Source organism: Streptomyces sp. NPDC058697, assembly GCF_042715345.1.
GTDB lineage: Bacteria > Actinomycetota > Actinomycetes > Streptomycetales > Streptomycetaceae > Streptomyces > Streptomyces liliifuscus.
Genome location: NZ_JBHXSU010000009.1, coordinates 116,167 through 128,445, shown reverse-complemented (window position 1 = coordinate 128,445; position 12,279 = coordinate 116,167). Strand labels below are relative to the sequence as shown.

Below are 12,279 nucleotides of genomic sequence, written 5' to 3'. Positions count from 1 at the left end.
GGGAGGTCGCACGTAGAGGGGACGCAGAACGGACGCAGAAGACACGGAGAACCTGTGACCGTGAGTTTCGCCCCCTCGGCTCATGAGCCCGCTGTGCGATTCCTGTCTGCTCGGCCTTTCGTTCCCCACGCACCGAAGCCCTCAAAGCCGGGCATTCCTCGGACAAAGACGGGCAGTCCTACGATCCGAACCCCGGAAGTACCGGCACGAGGGCGTCCCAGCGCGCGATCTCGCACCCGTCGGAGCGCGCGTACGTCGCGTCGACGGGCCGCCCGGCCCAGGTCCCCGTGACGTGCGCGGTGGCCGGACCGCCGTACTGCATCGTGCACATCCCGCCCGGCGCGGCCGGCGCGAACGGGTTCTTGCCCCAGGTGGTCCTCCGGTCCAACTGATCGCAGGCGGCCCGGGCGTCGGGGTGGCTGCCGCCCACCGGATGACAGTCCAGTTCGAACGTCCCGTCCTTGCCGCCGCCCGCCTTGCTCACGGTCACGGTGAGCCGGTCGGCGTCGTCCGCGCCGCTCACCGGCGGCGGCATGACGGGAAGCGGCGCGGCGTACGCGGCAGGCGGCGCCGCGGACAGCGCGGCGAGGGACGCCGCGGCGGAGGTGGCGGCGGTGAGGGCGAGGCGGCGCAGCATGAGGGCTCCATTGGGTGAGGCGGATAGGCGGGGACCTGTCGGCGGAACCTGAGGGACGACGCCCGTAGTCGGCTCCGGCGCCTCGTCTGTCCCGTCCGTCTCGCCTGTCGTGCTCTGTTTGGCCTGTCTGGGTCTGCCTGGTTCTATCTAGGTCTGTCTGGTTATGTCTCGTCGTCCGGGGAGGGCGTGCGCCCCACTCCTCTAACGCCGTCCGTGCCGTGACGTTGCGCCACGGGATGGGCTTTGCCCTCCGGCCTTTCCGCCTAGTACCGTGGGGGGCGATTGGTGACAGCCCGCTCGGCTGTGTCATCATCTGCACGCACCATTCGCGCTCGCGCGGACGGTTGTGCTGGAGGCGTCGCCTAGTCCGGTCTATGGCGCCGCACTGCTAATGCGGTTTGGGACTTCAATCCCATCGAGGGTTCAAATCCCTCCGCCTCCGCCGAAGATCCCGAAAGCCCCGGTCATCACTGACCGGGGCTTCGGTCGTTCCTTGATCGTTCAGGGGCGTCCCGTGGGCCTCGCCGGGGGCCGCTTCGGGGTCGTTTACGCAGGTCAGACCAGGTCCGACAAACGGATTTCGCCTCACGCCGCCAGTCATGTAATGTTGTTCCCGCAACGCCGACCGGGAAGAAAAGCCCGGAAGGAAGAGCGAACACAACAGAACACACAAGCACTCGTAGCTTAACGGATAGAGCATCTGACTACGGATCAGAAGGTTGCAGGTTCGAATCCTGCCGAGTGCACATAGGTAAGAGGCCCCGGACGTCGAGTCCGGGGTCTCTTGCGTTGGGGTGGGCGGCTGTTGGGGTGTGTGGCGGAGAAGCGTGGTGGTCAGGTTCCGCGGATCTGTTCGAGATAGTCGCTCATCAGCTTGCCGGTTCGGGTGAACCAGTCGTTCAGGACGGCGATTTCGGCGGGGGAGTAGTCGTCGAACTGTTCGTTCAGGCGGGCGTAATACGGGCCGTAGAGGGCGGTGACGCGGTCGACCGCGGTCGGGACCGCGGCGATGCGTACGCGGCGGCGGTCGGACGGGTCGGGCCGGCGGGTCACGTAGCCCGCGCGTTCCAGGCGGTTGACGATGCCCGTGACCGCGCCGGTGGTGACGTGGGCGCGCGCGGCCAGGTCGCCTGCCGTGAGCAGATGCTCGCCCGCTTCCAGGATGAAGCCGAAGCAGGTCAGGTCCGAGGCGTTCATGCCCAGGCGCTGGGCCATCTCGTGCTGGGCCACCATGCTCGTGGCGATGACGTGGTCCATCGCCGAGAGGGTCTCCGCCGGGGTGGCCGACGGGCGCCGACCTGGGCCCGAGCCACTCTCGCTCGCCCTCTTCTCACTCACCCGCTTCTCCTTCTTCTTCTCTCGCTCCTCATTCTCTCCCTGCCTGGCCTCTGGAAGATCTCTTAGTTCGTAAGGTAAATTTCTTACTTGCTAAGAGGATCGGGCGATGCTGGTCGCCCGTCGGCCAGTGGGTCCGTCGGCCGTCCGTCGGTAAGCCAGTCGGTCAGGAGGTACGTGCATGAGCGGGCATCACCATGATGAGGGGCACACCGTCGCCGGGTGGGCCGGTTGCGCTGTAGCCGTCGTGGGCACGTCTGTGGCCGGGGTCGGGATGTGTCTGGGGTCCGCGGCCGGGATCTGGCTGGGTCTCGGCGTCGTGGGGCTCGGTGTGCTGGTGACCTGGGGGCTTCATCTGGCGGGGTGGGGCAAACCGCCCGGGATCCGGCCGGTGGCGGAGCGGGGTGTGCGGGTGCGGGACCGGGTCGCGAGGGCCGGGCATCCCGCGTGTGTGGGGTGCCGGCTGGCCGGGCGGGGGCGTTCGGTGAGCACCGGCGTGGCTGCTTCCGCCCAAGGGGTGACGGGGGTGGTGCAGGGGGTGCGAGGGACACAGCGGCCGGGTGCCGCCTCGGGACCGGCTCCCTCGGGATTGGATCCCTCTGGGGCTGCTTCCTCTGAGTCCGTGGTTTGACGGACGTCGCGTTGCCCCGGGGCCGTCGTGTTGCCCCACGGATGTCGCGTCGCGTTGTCAGTGGTGCCCTCTACGCTCGTGAGTGATGGCACAGGTGTGGAGATGCACGGGGCTTCGGTGGGGCGGAGAAGGGCCCGTGCTGACGTGGGACGGGGGGCGTCGAAGTGCGTTGCCGTGGGGGAAGCAGGTTGCGTTCGCCGTTGCTGGTGAGGGCGGGCGGACGTGTGTGGGCGCGCGGGGGAACAGTTGTCCCTCGCGGGCCGGGGTGTCCGGGCGGAGTGTCGGGGCCCGGTGCGAGGAGTGCGGGCGGCTGGACCGCGCCCACTCGGTGGCCGCGGACACCATCGCCGACGATCCACGGCCCTACTCCGTCTATCTGGCGTGGTTCGGCCCCGGGTTGGTCAAGGTCGGGATCACCGCCGTCGAGCGCGGGTCCGCCCGGCTGCTGGAGCAGGGCGCCGTCGTCTTCACCTGGCTCGGGCGGGGACCGCTGATGGCCGCCAGGCGGAGTGAGGAGTTGCTGCGTACGGCGCTGGGGGTGCCGGACCGGATTCCGTACGACGCCAAGCGGGCCGTGCGGAGCGAGTTGCCGGACGCGGGGGTGAGGGCGGCGGAGGTCCGGGAGCTGCATGCCCAAGCCGTGGGGCTGGGCGGGTGGCCCGAGGCGTTGGAGCGGATGCCGTTCGTGGCCGTCGATCATGCGGAGGTCTTCGGGCTCGGAGGCTTGCCGCCCGCCGCCGGTGTCGTCGGTGAGCTCGTGGCGGGCGGTGTCGTGAGCGGGGAACTCGTCGCCGCCGCCGGGCCCGATCTGCATCTGCGGACCGGGCGTGGGGTCGTCGTGCTCGACACGCGGCTCATGACCGGCTGGGAACTGACCGGGACCGGCGGGGCTGAGCGTGGCGCGCGGGATGCGCGGGATCCGCGAGGTGAAGTCACCGTGCCTGTAAGGGAGTTCGGTGGTGTTCAGGGCGGGCTCTTCTGAGGGAGGGGTGGAGGCGGGGAGGAATGGTCAAGAGATCGATCCCTCGGGGATCCCCTTCGGCAAAGGCCCTGGACGGGGCGCGACGGCGGGGCCGAGAGTGAGTGACATGAGCGATCACTCCATTGCGCCTGTCGTCGACGGTGCCTCAGTCGCTGACGGTGCCTCAGTCGCCGACGGCGCCTCTGTTACCGATGCCCCCGCCACGCCTGTTCCTGTCACCCCTGACCCTGCCTCCGCTCCTGCCTCTGCTCCTGCCCCTGCGCCCTCTCCTGCCGCCGCCGTGCCCGTCGCCGCGTACGAACCGCCGTACTACGCCGTCGTGTTCACCTCGGTGAAGACGGAGGAGGGCGCGCGGGACGGAGTGGCCGGGGGGTACGGCGAGACCAACGAGCGGATGGAGGAGCTGGTGGAGAAGATCCCGGGATACCTCGGGATGGACTACGCGGGCTCCCCCGGTGGGCTGTCCATCACCGTCGGCTACTTCCGCGACGCGGACGCCGTCGAGGAGTGGCGGACCAATGCCGAGCACCGGGCGGCCCAGAAGCGCGGGCGTGCCGAGTGGTACGAGCGCTACAGCCTGCATGTCGCCAAGGTCGAGCGAAGCCATGGGTTCGAGCGTGAGCACGGCTGACGGGGTGGGTGGGCTGGGTGGGGTGGACGGGACGGACCGGGGCGGCGACGGGAGGGACCTGGTGCAGGGGACGGCCATGGCGGACGGGCCGGACGAGGCCCGTGAGGTGCGGCGGTTCTGGGAAGGGCTCGGGCTTCCCGGGCTCGTCGACGTCCATACCCACTTCATGCCCGAGCGGGTCCTGAAGAAGGTCTGGGAGTACTTCGACGCGCTCGGGCCGCTGACCGGTGGTGTCGAGTGGCCCATCACCTACCGGGCCGAGGAGCGCGAACGGGTCGGGCTGCTCCGGGAGTTCGGGGTGCAGGCGTTCACCGCCATGCTCTACCCGCACAAGCCGGGCATGGCCGAGTGGCTGAACCAGTGGGCTGTCGAGTTCGCCGGCCGGACCCCCGACTGTCTGCACACGGCGACCCTCTTCCCGGAGCCGGGCGTGGCGGCGTACGTCCAGAGGGCGGTGGACGAGGGCGCGCGGGTCTTCAAGGCGCACGTCCAGGTGGGGGCGTACGACCCCGCCGACGAACTCCTGGATCCCGCCTGGGGGTTGCTCGCCGAGGCCGGGATGCCCGTCGTGATCCACTGCGGTTCGGGGCCCTCGCCCGGCAAGCACACCGGGCCCGATCCGATCGGACGGGTGCTCGCGCGGCACCCGCGGCTGCGGCTGGTGTTCGCGCACATGGGGATGCCGGAGTACGAGGACTTTCTCGGCCTCGCCGAGCGGTTCGGCGAGGTGCGGCTCGACACGACGATGGCGTTCACGGACTTCAGCGAGCAGTTCGCCCCGTTCCCCCGGCGGGCGCTCCCCCGGCTCGCCGATCTCGGTGACCGGATCCTGCTCGGGACCGACTTCCCCAACATCCCCTATCCGTACGTCCATCAGTTGCGCGCGCTGGAGGGGCTCGGGCTGGGGGACGAGTGGCTCCGGGCGGTCTGCCATGACAACGGGGCGCGGCTGTTCGGGCTGTGAGGGAGGAAGGGAAGGCGGAGGAAGGGAAGGGGGAGGAAGAAGGAAGGAAACGCGGGAAGGACGTACGCGGCTCAGTCTGTGATGATCAGCAGGTCCGGGCCCTCGTCGCGCCACCGGACCGTGACCGTGCCGTCGGTGCCGTCGGTGGCGTCGCCTACGTCGAGGATGGCCGAGTCGCCGGACTCGGGCACGGTCGTCGACGGCAGCCGCAGGGTGTGGAGCAGGCGGCCGGTGTCAGCGTCCAGGACGAGGAGTTCGCCGCGGACCCGGCGGACCCGGCGGCCCCGGTCCGCGTCGGTGTGGATCGGGTGGCGTACGACGTACACCCGGCCGTCGGCGATCCGCGCGGAGCCGAGCCGGCTGCCGGACGGCGCCCGCAACCGCCAGGCGCGGTGTCCGTCCAGGGCGTCGTAGGCGTCCAGGGCGGTGTTGTGATCGGCGTCCGGGTTCTCCGGATCGGCGGAGGACAGCACGATGCCGTCGTCCGAGGCGGCCGGATTCCAGACCTTCGCGGCGAGTCCGGGGCCCGGCCGGACTCCCTCGCGGTCCACGTCGAGCAGCCGGACGGGAGACCGGTCGTCCGCGGTCTGCAGGACGCCGACCAGCGGGTTGTCGCGCATGCCCACGGGATCCGGCTGTCCCGGCAGACGCACAGGGCCGTCCCCACCAGCCACAACAGCCCCCCCGCATGCCACCCCCTGGTCACCATGACCGGCGGCCGGCGGGTGCTCCCCCACCGCTGTCCGCGGAGGCAAGGAGTTCCCGGAGCGTTGCCTGAGAGGTGGCTGTGCGTTTCTCAGGCAATTCACAGGTTCCAGAAAGCGTGCTCTCAGAGGAGCGCAGCAATGTGTGCGCTATGACCACGACCTCGCCCCAGGGGCGCACCGAACTGCTGAGGCCGGACGGGAGCCCCGTCCGAGTGCTTGTGGTGGACGACGAGCTGTCGATCACCGAGCTGTTGTCCATGGCCCTTCGCTACGAAGGCTGGCAGATCCGCAGCGCGGGTGACGGGACCGGTGCGGTGCAGACCGCGCGCGAGTTCCGGCCCGACGCCGTGGTGCTCGACATGATGCTGCCCGACATGGACGGTCTCGCCGTCCTCGGCCGGCTGCGGCGCGAGCTGCCCGACGTGCCCGTTCTCTTCCTGACCGCCAAGGACGCGGTCGAGGACCGGATCGCGGGCCTGACGGCCGGCGGCGACGACTACGTCACCAAGCCCTTCAGCCTCGAAGAGGTCGTGGCACGCCTGCGCGGGCTCATCCGCCGTTCCGGTGCCGCCGACCGCCGCTCCGACTCCGTGCTCGTCGTCGGCGACCTCACCCTCGACGAGGACAGCCACGAGGTGTCGCGGGCCGGCGAGGGCATCCACCTCACCGCGACCGAGTTCGAGCTGCTGCGCTTCCTGATGCGTAACCCGCGCCGGGTGCTCAGCAAGGCGCAGATCCTCGACCGCGTGTGGTCGTACGACTTCGGCGGTCAGGCCAACGTCGTCGAGCTTTACATCTCCTACCTGCGCCGCAAGATAGACGCCGGTCGTGAGCCGATGATCCACACCCGCCGTGGTGCGGGGTATCTGATCAAGCCCGCGGTGTCATGAGCGGGCGACGACAGCTGCGGAAGCAGCGGCGCCGACAGCCTCGGACGCTGCGGACGCGGCTCGTCGTCTCGGCGGTCGCGCTCATCGCGGTGGTGTGTGCGGTGATCGGTACGGTGACGACGATCGCGCTGGGGCAGCATCTGTACCAGCAGCTGGACACCTCGCTGAGCGAGGTCGGCGACCGGGCCACGGGTGGCCCGGTGAGGCCGGACAGTCCGTCGGATCCGAAGGACACGCCTCCCGGGGGGCCGTTCGGTTTCGTCACCAAGGGCGGCACGGAGGAGAACACCGTTGTCGCCCAGGTGAGTGACGACGGAGGAATCAGCAACGCGGTCGTCGCCAAGGAGAAGAACTCCGACAGCGAGGGCTTCGAGGGCATGGTCACCGACTCGCTCACCGCGGCGCAGAAGTCCGCGGTCGGCTCCGTGTCGAAGACCGGAGTCCACACCGTGGAGATCCCCAGGCTCGGTGAGTACCGCGTCAAGTACGTCGAGGGCAACAGAGGCGGTTACTACGTCGCCCTCCCCACCGAGTCAGTAACCAGCACCATCAACACCCTCATCCTCGTCGAGGTGAGCGTCACGGTGGCCGGTCTCGTCGCCGCCGGAATCGCCGGGTCCGTGCTCGTCACGGTCGCGCTCCGCCCCCTCCGCAAGGTCGCCTCCACAGCGACCCGCGTCTCCGAACTCCCCCTCCACAGCGGCGAGGTGACGCTCAACGAGCGGGTGCCCGAGTCCGAGACCGACCCCCACACGGAGGTCGGACAGGTCGGTGCCGCGCTCAACCGCATGCTGGACCACGTCCACGGAGCCCTGCACGCGCGCCAGGAGAGCGAGACGCGCGTACGGCAGTTCGTCGCGGACGCGAGCCATGAGCTGCGTACACCCCTGGCGTCCATCCGCGGTTACGCCGAACTGACCAGACGCGGACGGGAAGAGACCGGGCCCGACACCAGACACGCGCTCGGCCGGATCGAGTCCGAGGCCGGGCGGATGACCGGGCTCGTCGAGGACCTGCTGCTGCTCGCGCGCCTGGACGCCGGACGGCCGCTCAGCTACGAGCACACCGACCTCTCCCCGCTGGTCGTGGACGCCGTGAGCGACGCCCGCGCGGCCGGTCGCGAACACAACTGGCGCCTGGAGCTGCCCGACGAACCCGCGCTCGTGCTGGCGGACGCCGCCCGCGTCCAGCAGGTCATGGTGAATCTGTTTGCGAATGCGCGAACGCACACACCTCCGGGCACGACGGTGACCGCACGCGTGCGCCGTCAGGGGGCCTGGGTGTGCGTGGACGTCCAGGACGACGGCCAGGGCATTCCGCCGGACCTGCTCCCGCATGTCTTCGAGCGGTTCGCCAGAGGTGACTCGTCCCGGTCACGTGCCTCCGGGTCCACCGGACTCGGGCTCGCCATCGTGCAGGCCGTCGCGGCCGCGCACGGCGGTGCGGTGACGGTCGACAGCGTGCCGGGACGCACCGTCTTTACCGTGCATCTGCCCGCGCTGGCGCCCGAAGCCTCGCATTCTCATGAGGCCTTCATTTCCTCATCGAATTCGCAATCGTACTCACAGGCACAGCACAGCACGACCACATGGGTGCAACAGGGCGCTTGACGAGAGTCATCGTCATGCGAACCGAACCTTCTCCCGGCAACCTGCCGGCGCGGGAGCACCTCCCGGCCGGAAATGCCGGTACGCCTGTCCTGGACGTAGTGATCCCCGTCTACAACGAGGAGAAGGACCTCCAGCCGTGTGTGCTCAGACTGCATGAGCACCTTGCCCGCACCTTCCCGTACGCGTTCCGCATCACCATCGCGGACAACGCGTCCACGGACACCACTCCCCTGGTGGCGGCGCGGCTGGAGGCGGAGATACCCGAGGTCAGGGCGTTCCGGCTGGAGCAGAAGGGGCGCGGCAGAGCACTGCGCACCGTCTGGTCCGCCTCGGACGCCCCGGTCCTCGCCTATATGGACGTCGACCTCTCCACCGACCTCAACGCGCTTCTCCCGCTGGTCGCCCCGCTGATCTCCGGTCACTCGGACCTGGCGATCGGCTCGCGGCTCGCCCGCAGCTCGCGGGTGGTGCGGGGCGCCAAGCGGGAGTTCATCTCCCGTACGTACAACCTGATCCTGCGGGGCTCGTTGCAGGCCCGCTTCTCCGACGCCCAGTGCGGTTTCAAGGCGATCCGGCGCGATGTCGCGCAGGTGCTGCTGCCGCTCGTCGAGGACACCGGATGGTTCTTCGACACCGAGATGCTGGTCCTCGCCGAGCGGGCCGGGCTGCGGATCCACGAGGTGCCGGTCGACTGGGTCGACGACCCGGACTCGACCGTGCACATCGTGAAGACCGCGACCGACGACCTGAAGGGTGTGTGGCGGGTCGGCCGCGCCCTGGCCACCGGTTCGCTGGCGCTCGACCGGCTCGCCCGTCCCTTCGGCGACGATCCGCGCGACCGCGAGATCAGCGGCGTACCGAAGGGTCTCGCCCGCCAGCTCGTCGGGTTCTGTGTCGTGGGCGGTCTGTCCACGCTGTTCTATCTGCTGCTCTACAGCGGCTTCCGTACGTTCTCGGGGTCGCAGGTCGCCAACGCGCTCGCCCTGCTCGTCTCGGCGGTCGCCAACACCGCGGCCAACCGGCGTCTCACCTTCGGGGTGCGCGGCCGGGGCGGCGCCGTGAAGCACCAGGCGCAGGGCCTGGTCGTCTTCGGCATCGGGCTCGCCCTGACCAGCGGTTCGCTCGCCGCCCTGAACGCGGCGACGACCGACCCCGCGCACTCCACCGAACTGGCGGTGCTGATCGCCGCCAACCTCGCGGCCACCGTGCTGCGGTTCCTGCTCTTCAGGGCCTGGGTGTTCCCGGACCGGCGCGACGAGTCACCGTCGACCGTCGTCGCCTCGCACACACCCGCCGTGCCGGTCGGACCCGCGTCGCCCGTCTACGCGACGGCGCCGCAGTCCCCGTACGGATCGGCTCCCGCGCCTCACGAGACGACCTCGTACGGGACGAACGCGTATGGCACGACCGCGTACGGCACGACCCACTCTCCGCACGACCACCAGACCTGGGGGGACGCGACCATGCAGCTTCAGCCGGTGCGTCCGAACGATCACGATCCGAGGGACGCACGATGACGACGACTCAGCCCGATACGACCTATCAGGGGGGCGTCGGCCCCTCCGGGGGCGCGAGCCCCGACTGGGGACCGCCGGGCCCGACCGGGGCAACCGCCGTACAGGAGCCCGTGGTTGCTCCGCCGGCCGCCCCCGAGGACGGCAGCCCCAAGCAGCCCTTCGTACGCCGTCTGTGGCGCGGGCGGCCCGAGGACCACCGCTGGACGCGTCCCGCGTTCCTCGGCACACTGCTGCTGATCGGCGCGCTCTACACCTGGAACCTCACGGCCTCCGGGTACGCCAACTCCTTCTACTCCGCGGCCGTCCAGGCCGGCCGCCAGTCCTGGAAGGCCTTCTTCTTCGGCTCGCTCGACTCGGCCAACGCCATCACCGTCGACAAGCCCCCGGCCTCCCTGTGGCCGATGGCCCTGTCGGTGCGGCTGTTCGGCCTGAACTCCTTCGCGATTCTGTTCCCGCAGGTGCTGATGGCCGTCGCCACGGCCGGAGTGCTGTACGGGGCGGTGCGCCGCCGGTTCAGCGCGGCGGCCGGGTTCGTCACCATGGCGGTCTTCGCGCTCACGCCCGTCGCCGCGCTGATGTTCCGCTTCAACAACCCGGACGCGGCCCTCGCGCTGCTGATGGCCGTCACGGTCTACTGCGTGCTGCGCGCCATGGAGAAGGCCCAGACGAAGTGGCTGGTGTGGGCGGGTGCGGCCGTCGGTCTCGCCTTCCTGGTGAAGACCCTCCAGGCCTTCCTGATCCTGCCTCCGCTGGCCCTGATCTACGTGGTCTTCGCGCCGACGAACCTGCGCAGGCGCATCGGCCAGGTGCTCCTCGCGGGCCTGTCGATGATCGTCGCGGGCGGCTGGTGGGTGGCCATCGTCGAACTGTGGCCCGCGTCCTCCCGCCCGTACATCGGCGGCTCGCAGAACAACTCCTTCCTTGAACTGACCTTCGGATACAACGGACTCGGCCGTATCAACGGCGAGGAGACCGGCAGCGTCGGAGGCGGCGGCGGGGGTGGGGGTGGCTCCTGGGGCGAGACCGGCTGGGACCGGATGTTCAGCTCCTCCATCGGCGGCCAGATCTCCTGGCTGATCCCGGCCGCGCTGATCGTGCTCGCCGCGGGCATCGCCCTCACCTGGAAGGCCAGGCGGACCGACACGGCCCGCGCCGCGTTCCTCGCCTGGGGCGGCTCGCTGCTGATCACCATGGTGATCTTCAGCTTCATGCAGGGCATCTTCCACGAGTACTACACCGTGGCCCTCGCCCCGTACGTCGCCGCCGTGATCGGCATGGGCGCGAGCGTGCTGTGGGAAGAGCGCGGCAAAATGTGGGTCTCGCTCACCATGGCGGCCGGGGTGACGGCCACCGCGGTCTGGGGGTACGTCCTCCTGAACCGCTCCTCCGACTACCTGCCGTGGCTCAAGTGGCTGGTCCTGGTGGGCGGCCTGGTCGCCGCGCTCGGCCTGGTCTTCGTCTCGCGGCTCGGGCGCCGACTGGCCCTCGGGGTCGTCGGGCTGAGCTTCGTCGCGGCCCTGGCGGGTCCGACGGCGTACACCCTCACCACGCTGAACGAGGGTCACACCGGTTCGATCGTGACGGCCGGTCCGGCGGTCTCGGGCGGCAGGGGCGGACCCGGCGGCGGTGGCGGCATGGGCGGCGGCCCCGGTGGCGGCGGCGGTATGCCGGGCCAGAACCAGCAGGGCGGCACCGGCCAGAACCAGCAGGGCGGCGGCATGGGCCAGCCCCCGACCGGCGGAATGCCGGGCGGCGGCCAGAACGGCCAGGGCCAGCAGAACGGCAACGGCCAGACGGGCAACGGTCAGACCGGCCAGAACGGTCAGACCCAGCGCGGTGGCGGCACCGGCGACGGCGGCGGTATGGGCGGCGGTGGCGGTATGGGCGGTCTGCTCAACGGCGCGACCGTCAGCTCCGAGGCCAAGGCCCTCCTGGAGAAGAACTCCGGCGACTACACCTGGGTCGCGGCGGCCATCGGCGCCCAGAACGCGGCGAGCTACCAGCTCTCCACGGGTGACCCGGTCATGGCGATCGGCGGCTTCAACGGCAGCGACCCGTCGCCGACGCTGGCCCAGTTCAAGAAGTACGTGGAGGACGGGAAGATCCACTACTTCATCTCCTCCGGCTCCATGGGCGGCGGTGGCGGCGGCAGCAGCTCCGGCACCGGGACCCAGATCAGCGAGTGGGTGCAGGAGAACTTCAAGGAGGTGACGGTGGGTTCGTCCACCTTCTACGACCTGACGCAGCCGACGAGCTAGTCCGAAGGACGGCGGTAGAGGGGCGGGAGCAGAGGGGTGGGGGGGGGGGGGGGGCCGCGGCGGCGCGCCCCACCACGCCTAAGGATATTAAGGGGAGGTGGTAGTCGTCAAAGACAC

The 12,279-nt window shown here is 70.1% G+C and carries 11 protein-coding genes and 2 tRNA genes; 10 read left to right on the top strand and 3 right to left on the bottom strand.

The genetic code is table 11. From position 1 onward, the window contains the following. Positions 1-178: 178 nt before the first annotated feature. Positions 179-637, bottom strand: a complete 459-nt coding sequence (locus ACFWXQ_RS22650; RefSeq protein WP_383952101.1) for an SSI family serine proteinase inhibitor — start codon at positions 635-637, stop codon at positions 179-181. 351 nt (positions 638-988) lie between these two features. On the opposite strand from ACFWXQ_RS22650, the gene ACFWXQ_RS22645 reads away from it, so the two are divergent. Continuing rightward, positions 989-1,079: transfer RNA gene (locus ACFWXQ_RS22645), tRNA-Ser, on the top strand. A gap of 231 nt (positions 1,080-1,310) precedes the next feature. Then, positions 1,311-1,383: transfer RNA gene (locus ACFWXQ_RS22640), tRNA-Arg, on the top strand. An 88-nt stretch (positions 1,384-1,471) separates the two neighbouring features. Here ACFWXQ_RS22640 and ACFWXQ_RS22635 read toward each other — a convergent pair. Next, positions 1,472-1,894: a MarR family winged helix-turn-helix transcriptional regulator gene (locus ACFWXQ_RS22635; RefSeq protein WP_383952117.1), complete on the bottom strand. Its 423-nt coding sequence runs from the start codon at positions 1,892-1,894 to the stop codon at positions 1,472-1,474. A 259-nt stretch (positions 1,895-2,153) separates the two neighbouring features. Here ACFWXQ_RS22635 and ACFWXQ_RS22630 point away from each other — a divergent pair, with 259 nt between their 5' ends. The 4 genes from ACFWXQ_RS22630 to ACFWXQ_RS22615 all read left to right on the top strand — a co-directional run bounded on the left by ACFWXQ_RS22630 (position 2,154) and on the right by ACFWXQ_RS22615 (position 5,180). Then, positions 2,154-2,603, top strand: a complete 450-nt coding sequence (locus tag ACFWXQ_RS22630) for an HGxxPAAW family protein (RefSeq protein WP_383952103.1) — start codon at positions 2,154-2,156, stop codon at positions 2,601-2,603. Between the two features lie 85 nt (positions 2,604-2,688). Next, on the top strand, positions 2,689-3,585 hold the full coding sequence (locus ACFWXQ_RS22625; protein WP_383952105.1) for a DUF2797 domain-containing protein: 897 nt from the start codon (positions 2,689-2,691) through the stop codon (positions 3,583-3,585). A 280-nt stretch (positions 3,586-3,865) separates the two neighbouring features. Continuing rightward, entirely contained in the window at positions 3,866-4,216 is a 351-nt protein-coding gene (locus tag ACFWXQ_RS22620; RefSeq protein ID WP_383952107.1) for an antibiotic biosynthesis monooxygenase family protein, read from the top strand. A gap of 76 nt (positions 4,217-4,292) precedes the next feature. Beyond that, positions 4,293-5,180: an amidohydrolase family protein gene (locus tag ACFWXQ_RS22615; protein ID WP_383952119.1), complete on the top strand. Its 888-nt coding sequence runs from the start codon at positions 4,293-4,295 to the stop codon at positions 5,178-5,180. 71 nt (positions 5,181-5,251) lie between these two features. Here the strand turns inward: ACFWXQ_RS22615 and ACFWXQ_RS22610 are convergent, their stop codons facing one another. Beyond that, the gene (locus ACFWXQ_RS22610; RefSeq protein ID WP_383952109.1) at positions 5,252-5,800 is read right to left on the bottom strand and encodes a hypothetical protein; all 549 of its coding nucleotides are present in this window, start codon (positions 5,798-5,800) and stop codon (positions 5,252-5,254) included. A gap of 236 nt (positions 5,801-6,036) precedes the next feature. Here ACFWXQ_RS22610 and ACFWXQ_RS22605 point away from each other — a divergent pair, with 236 nt between their 5' ends. The 4 genes from ACFWXQ_RS22605 to ACFWXQ_RS22590 are packed head-to-tail and all read left to right on the top strand — an operon-like array spanning position 6,037 to position 12,162. Beyond that, complete coding sequence (locus tag ACFWXQ_RS22605; protein WP_055616400.1) at positions 6,037-6,777, top strand: response regulator transcription factor; 741 nt, start codon at positions 6,037-6,039, stop codon at positions 6,775-6,777. After that, a complete protein-coding gene (locus tag ACFWXQ_RS22600; protein WP_383952111.1) occupies positions 6,774-8,387 on the top strand; it encodes a sensor histidine kinase in 1,614 nt (537 codons plus the stop codon). The genes ACFWXQ_RS22605 and ACFWXQ_RS22600 overlap by 4 nt, the downstream gene beginning before the upstream one ends. A 14-nt stretch (positions 8,388-8,401) precedes the next feature. After that, complete coding sequence (locus ACFWXQ_RS22595; RefSeq protein ID WP_383952113.1) at positions 8,402-9,904, top strand: glycosyltransferase; 1,503 nt, start codon at positions 8,402-8,404, stop codon at positions 9,902-9,904. Continuing rightward, on the top strand, positions 9,901-12,162 hold the full coding sequence (locus tag ACFWXQ_RS22590; protein WP_383952115.1) for an ArnT family glycosyltransferase: 2,262 nt from the start codon (positions 9,901-9,903) through the stop codon (positions 12,160-12,162). The genes ACFWXQ_RS22595 and ACFWXQ_RS22590 overlap by 4 nt, the downstream gene beginning before the upstream one ends. The last annotated feature ends 117 nt before the right edge of the window (positions 12,163-12,279 follow it).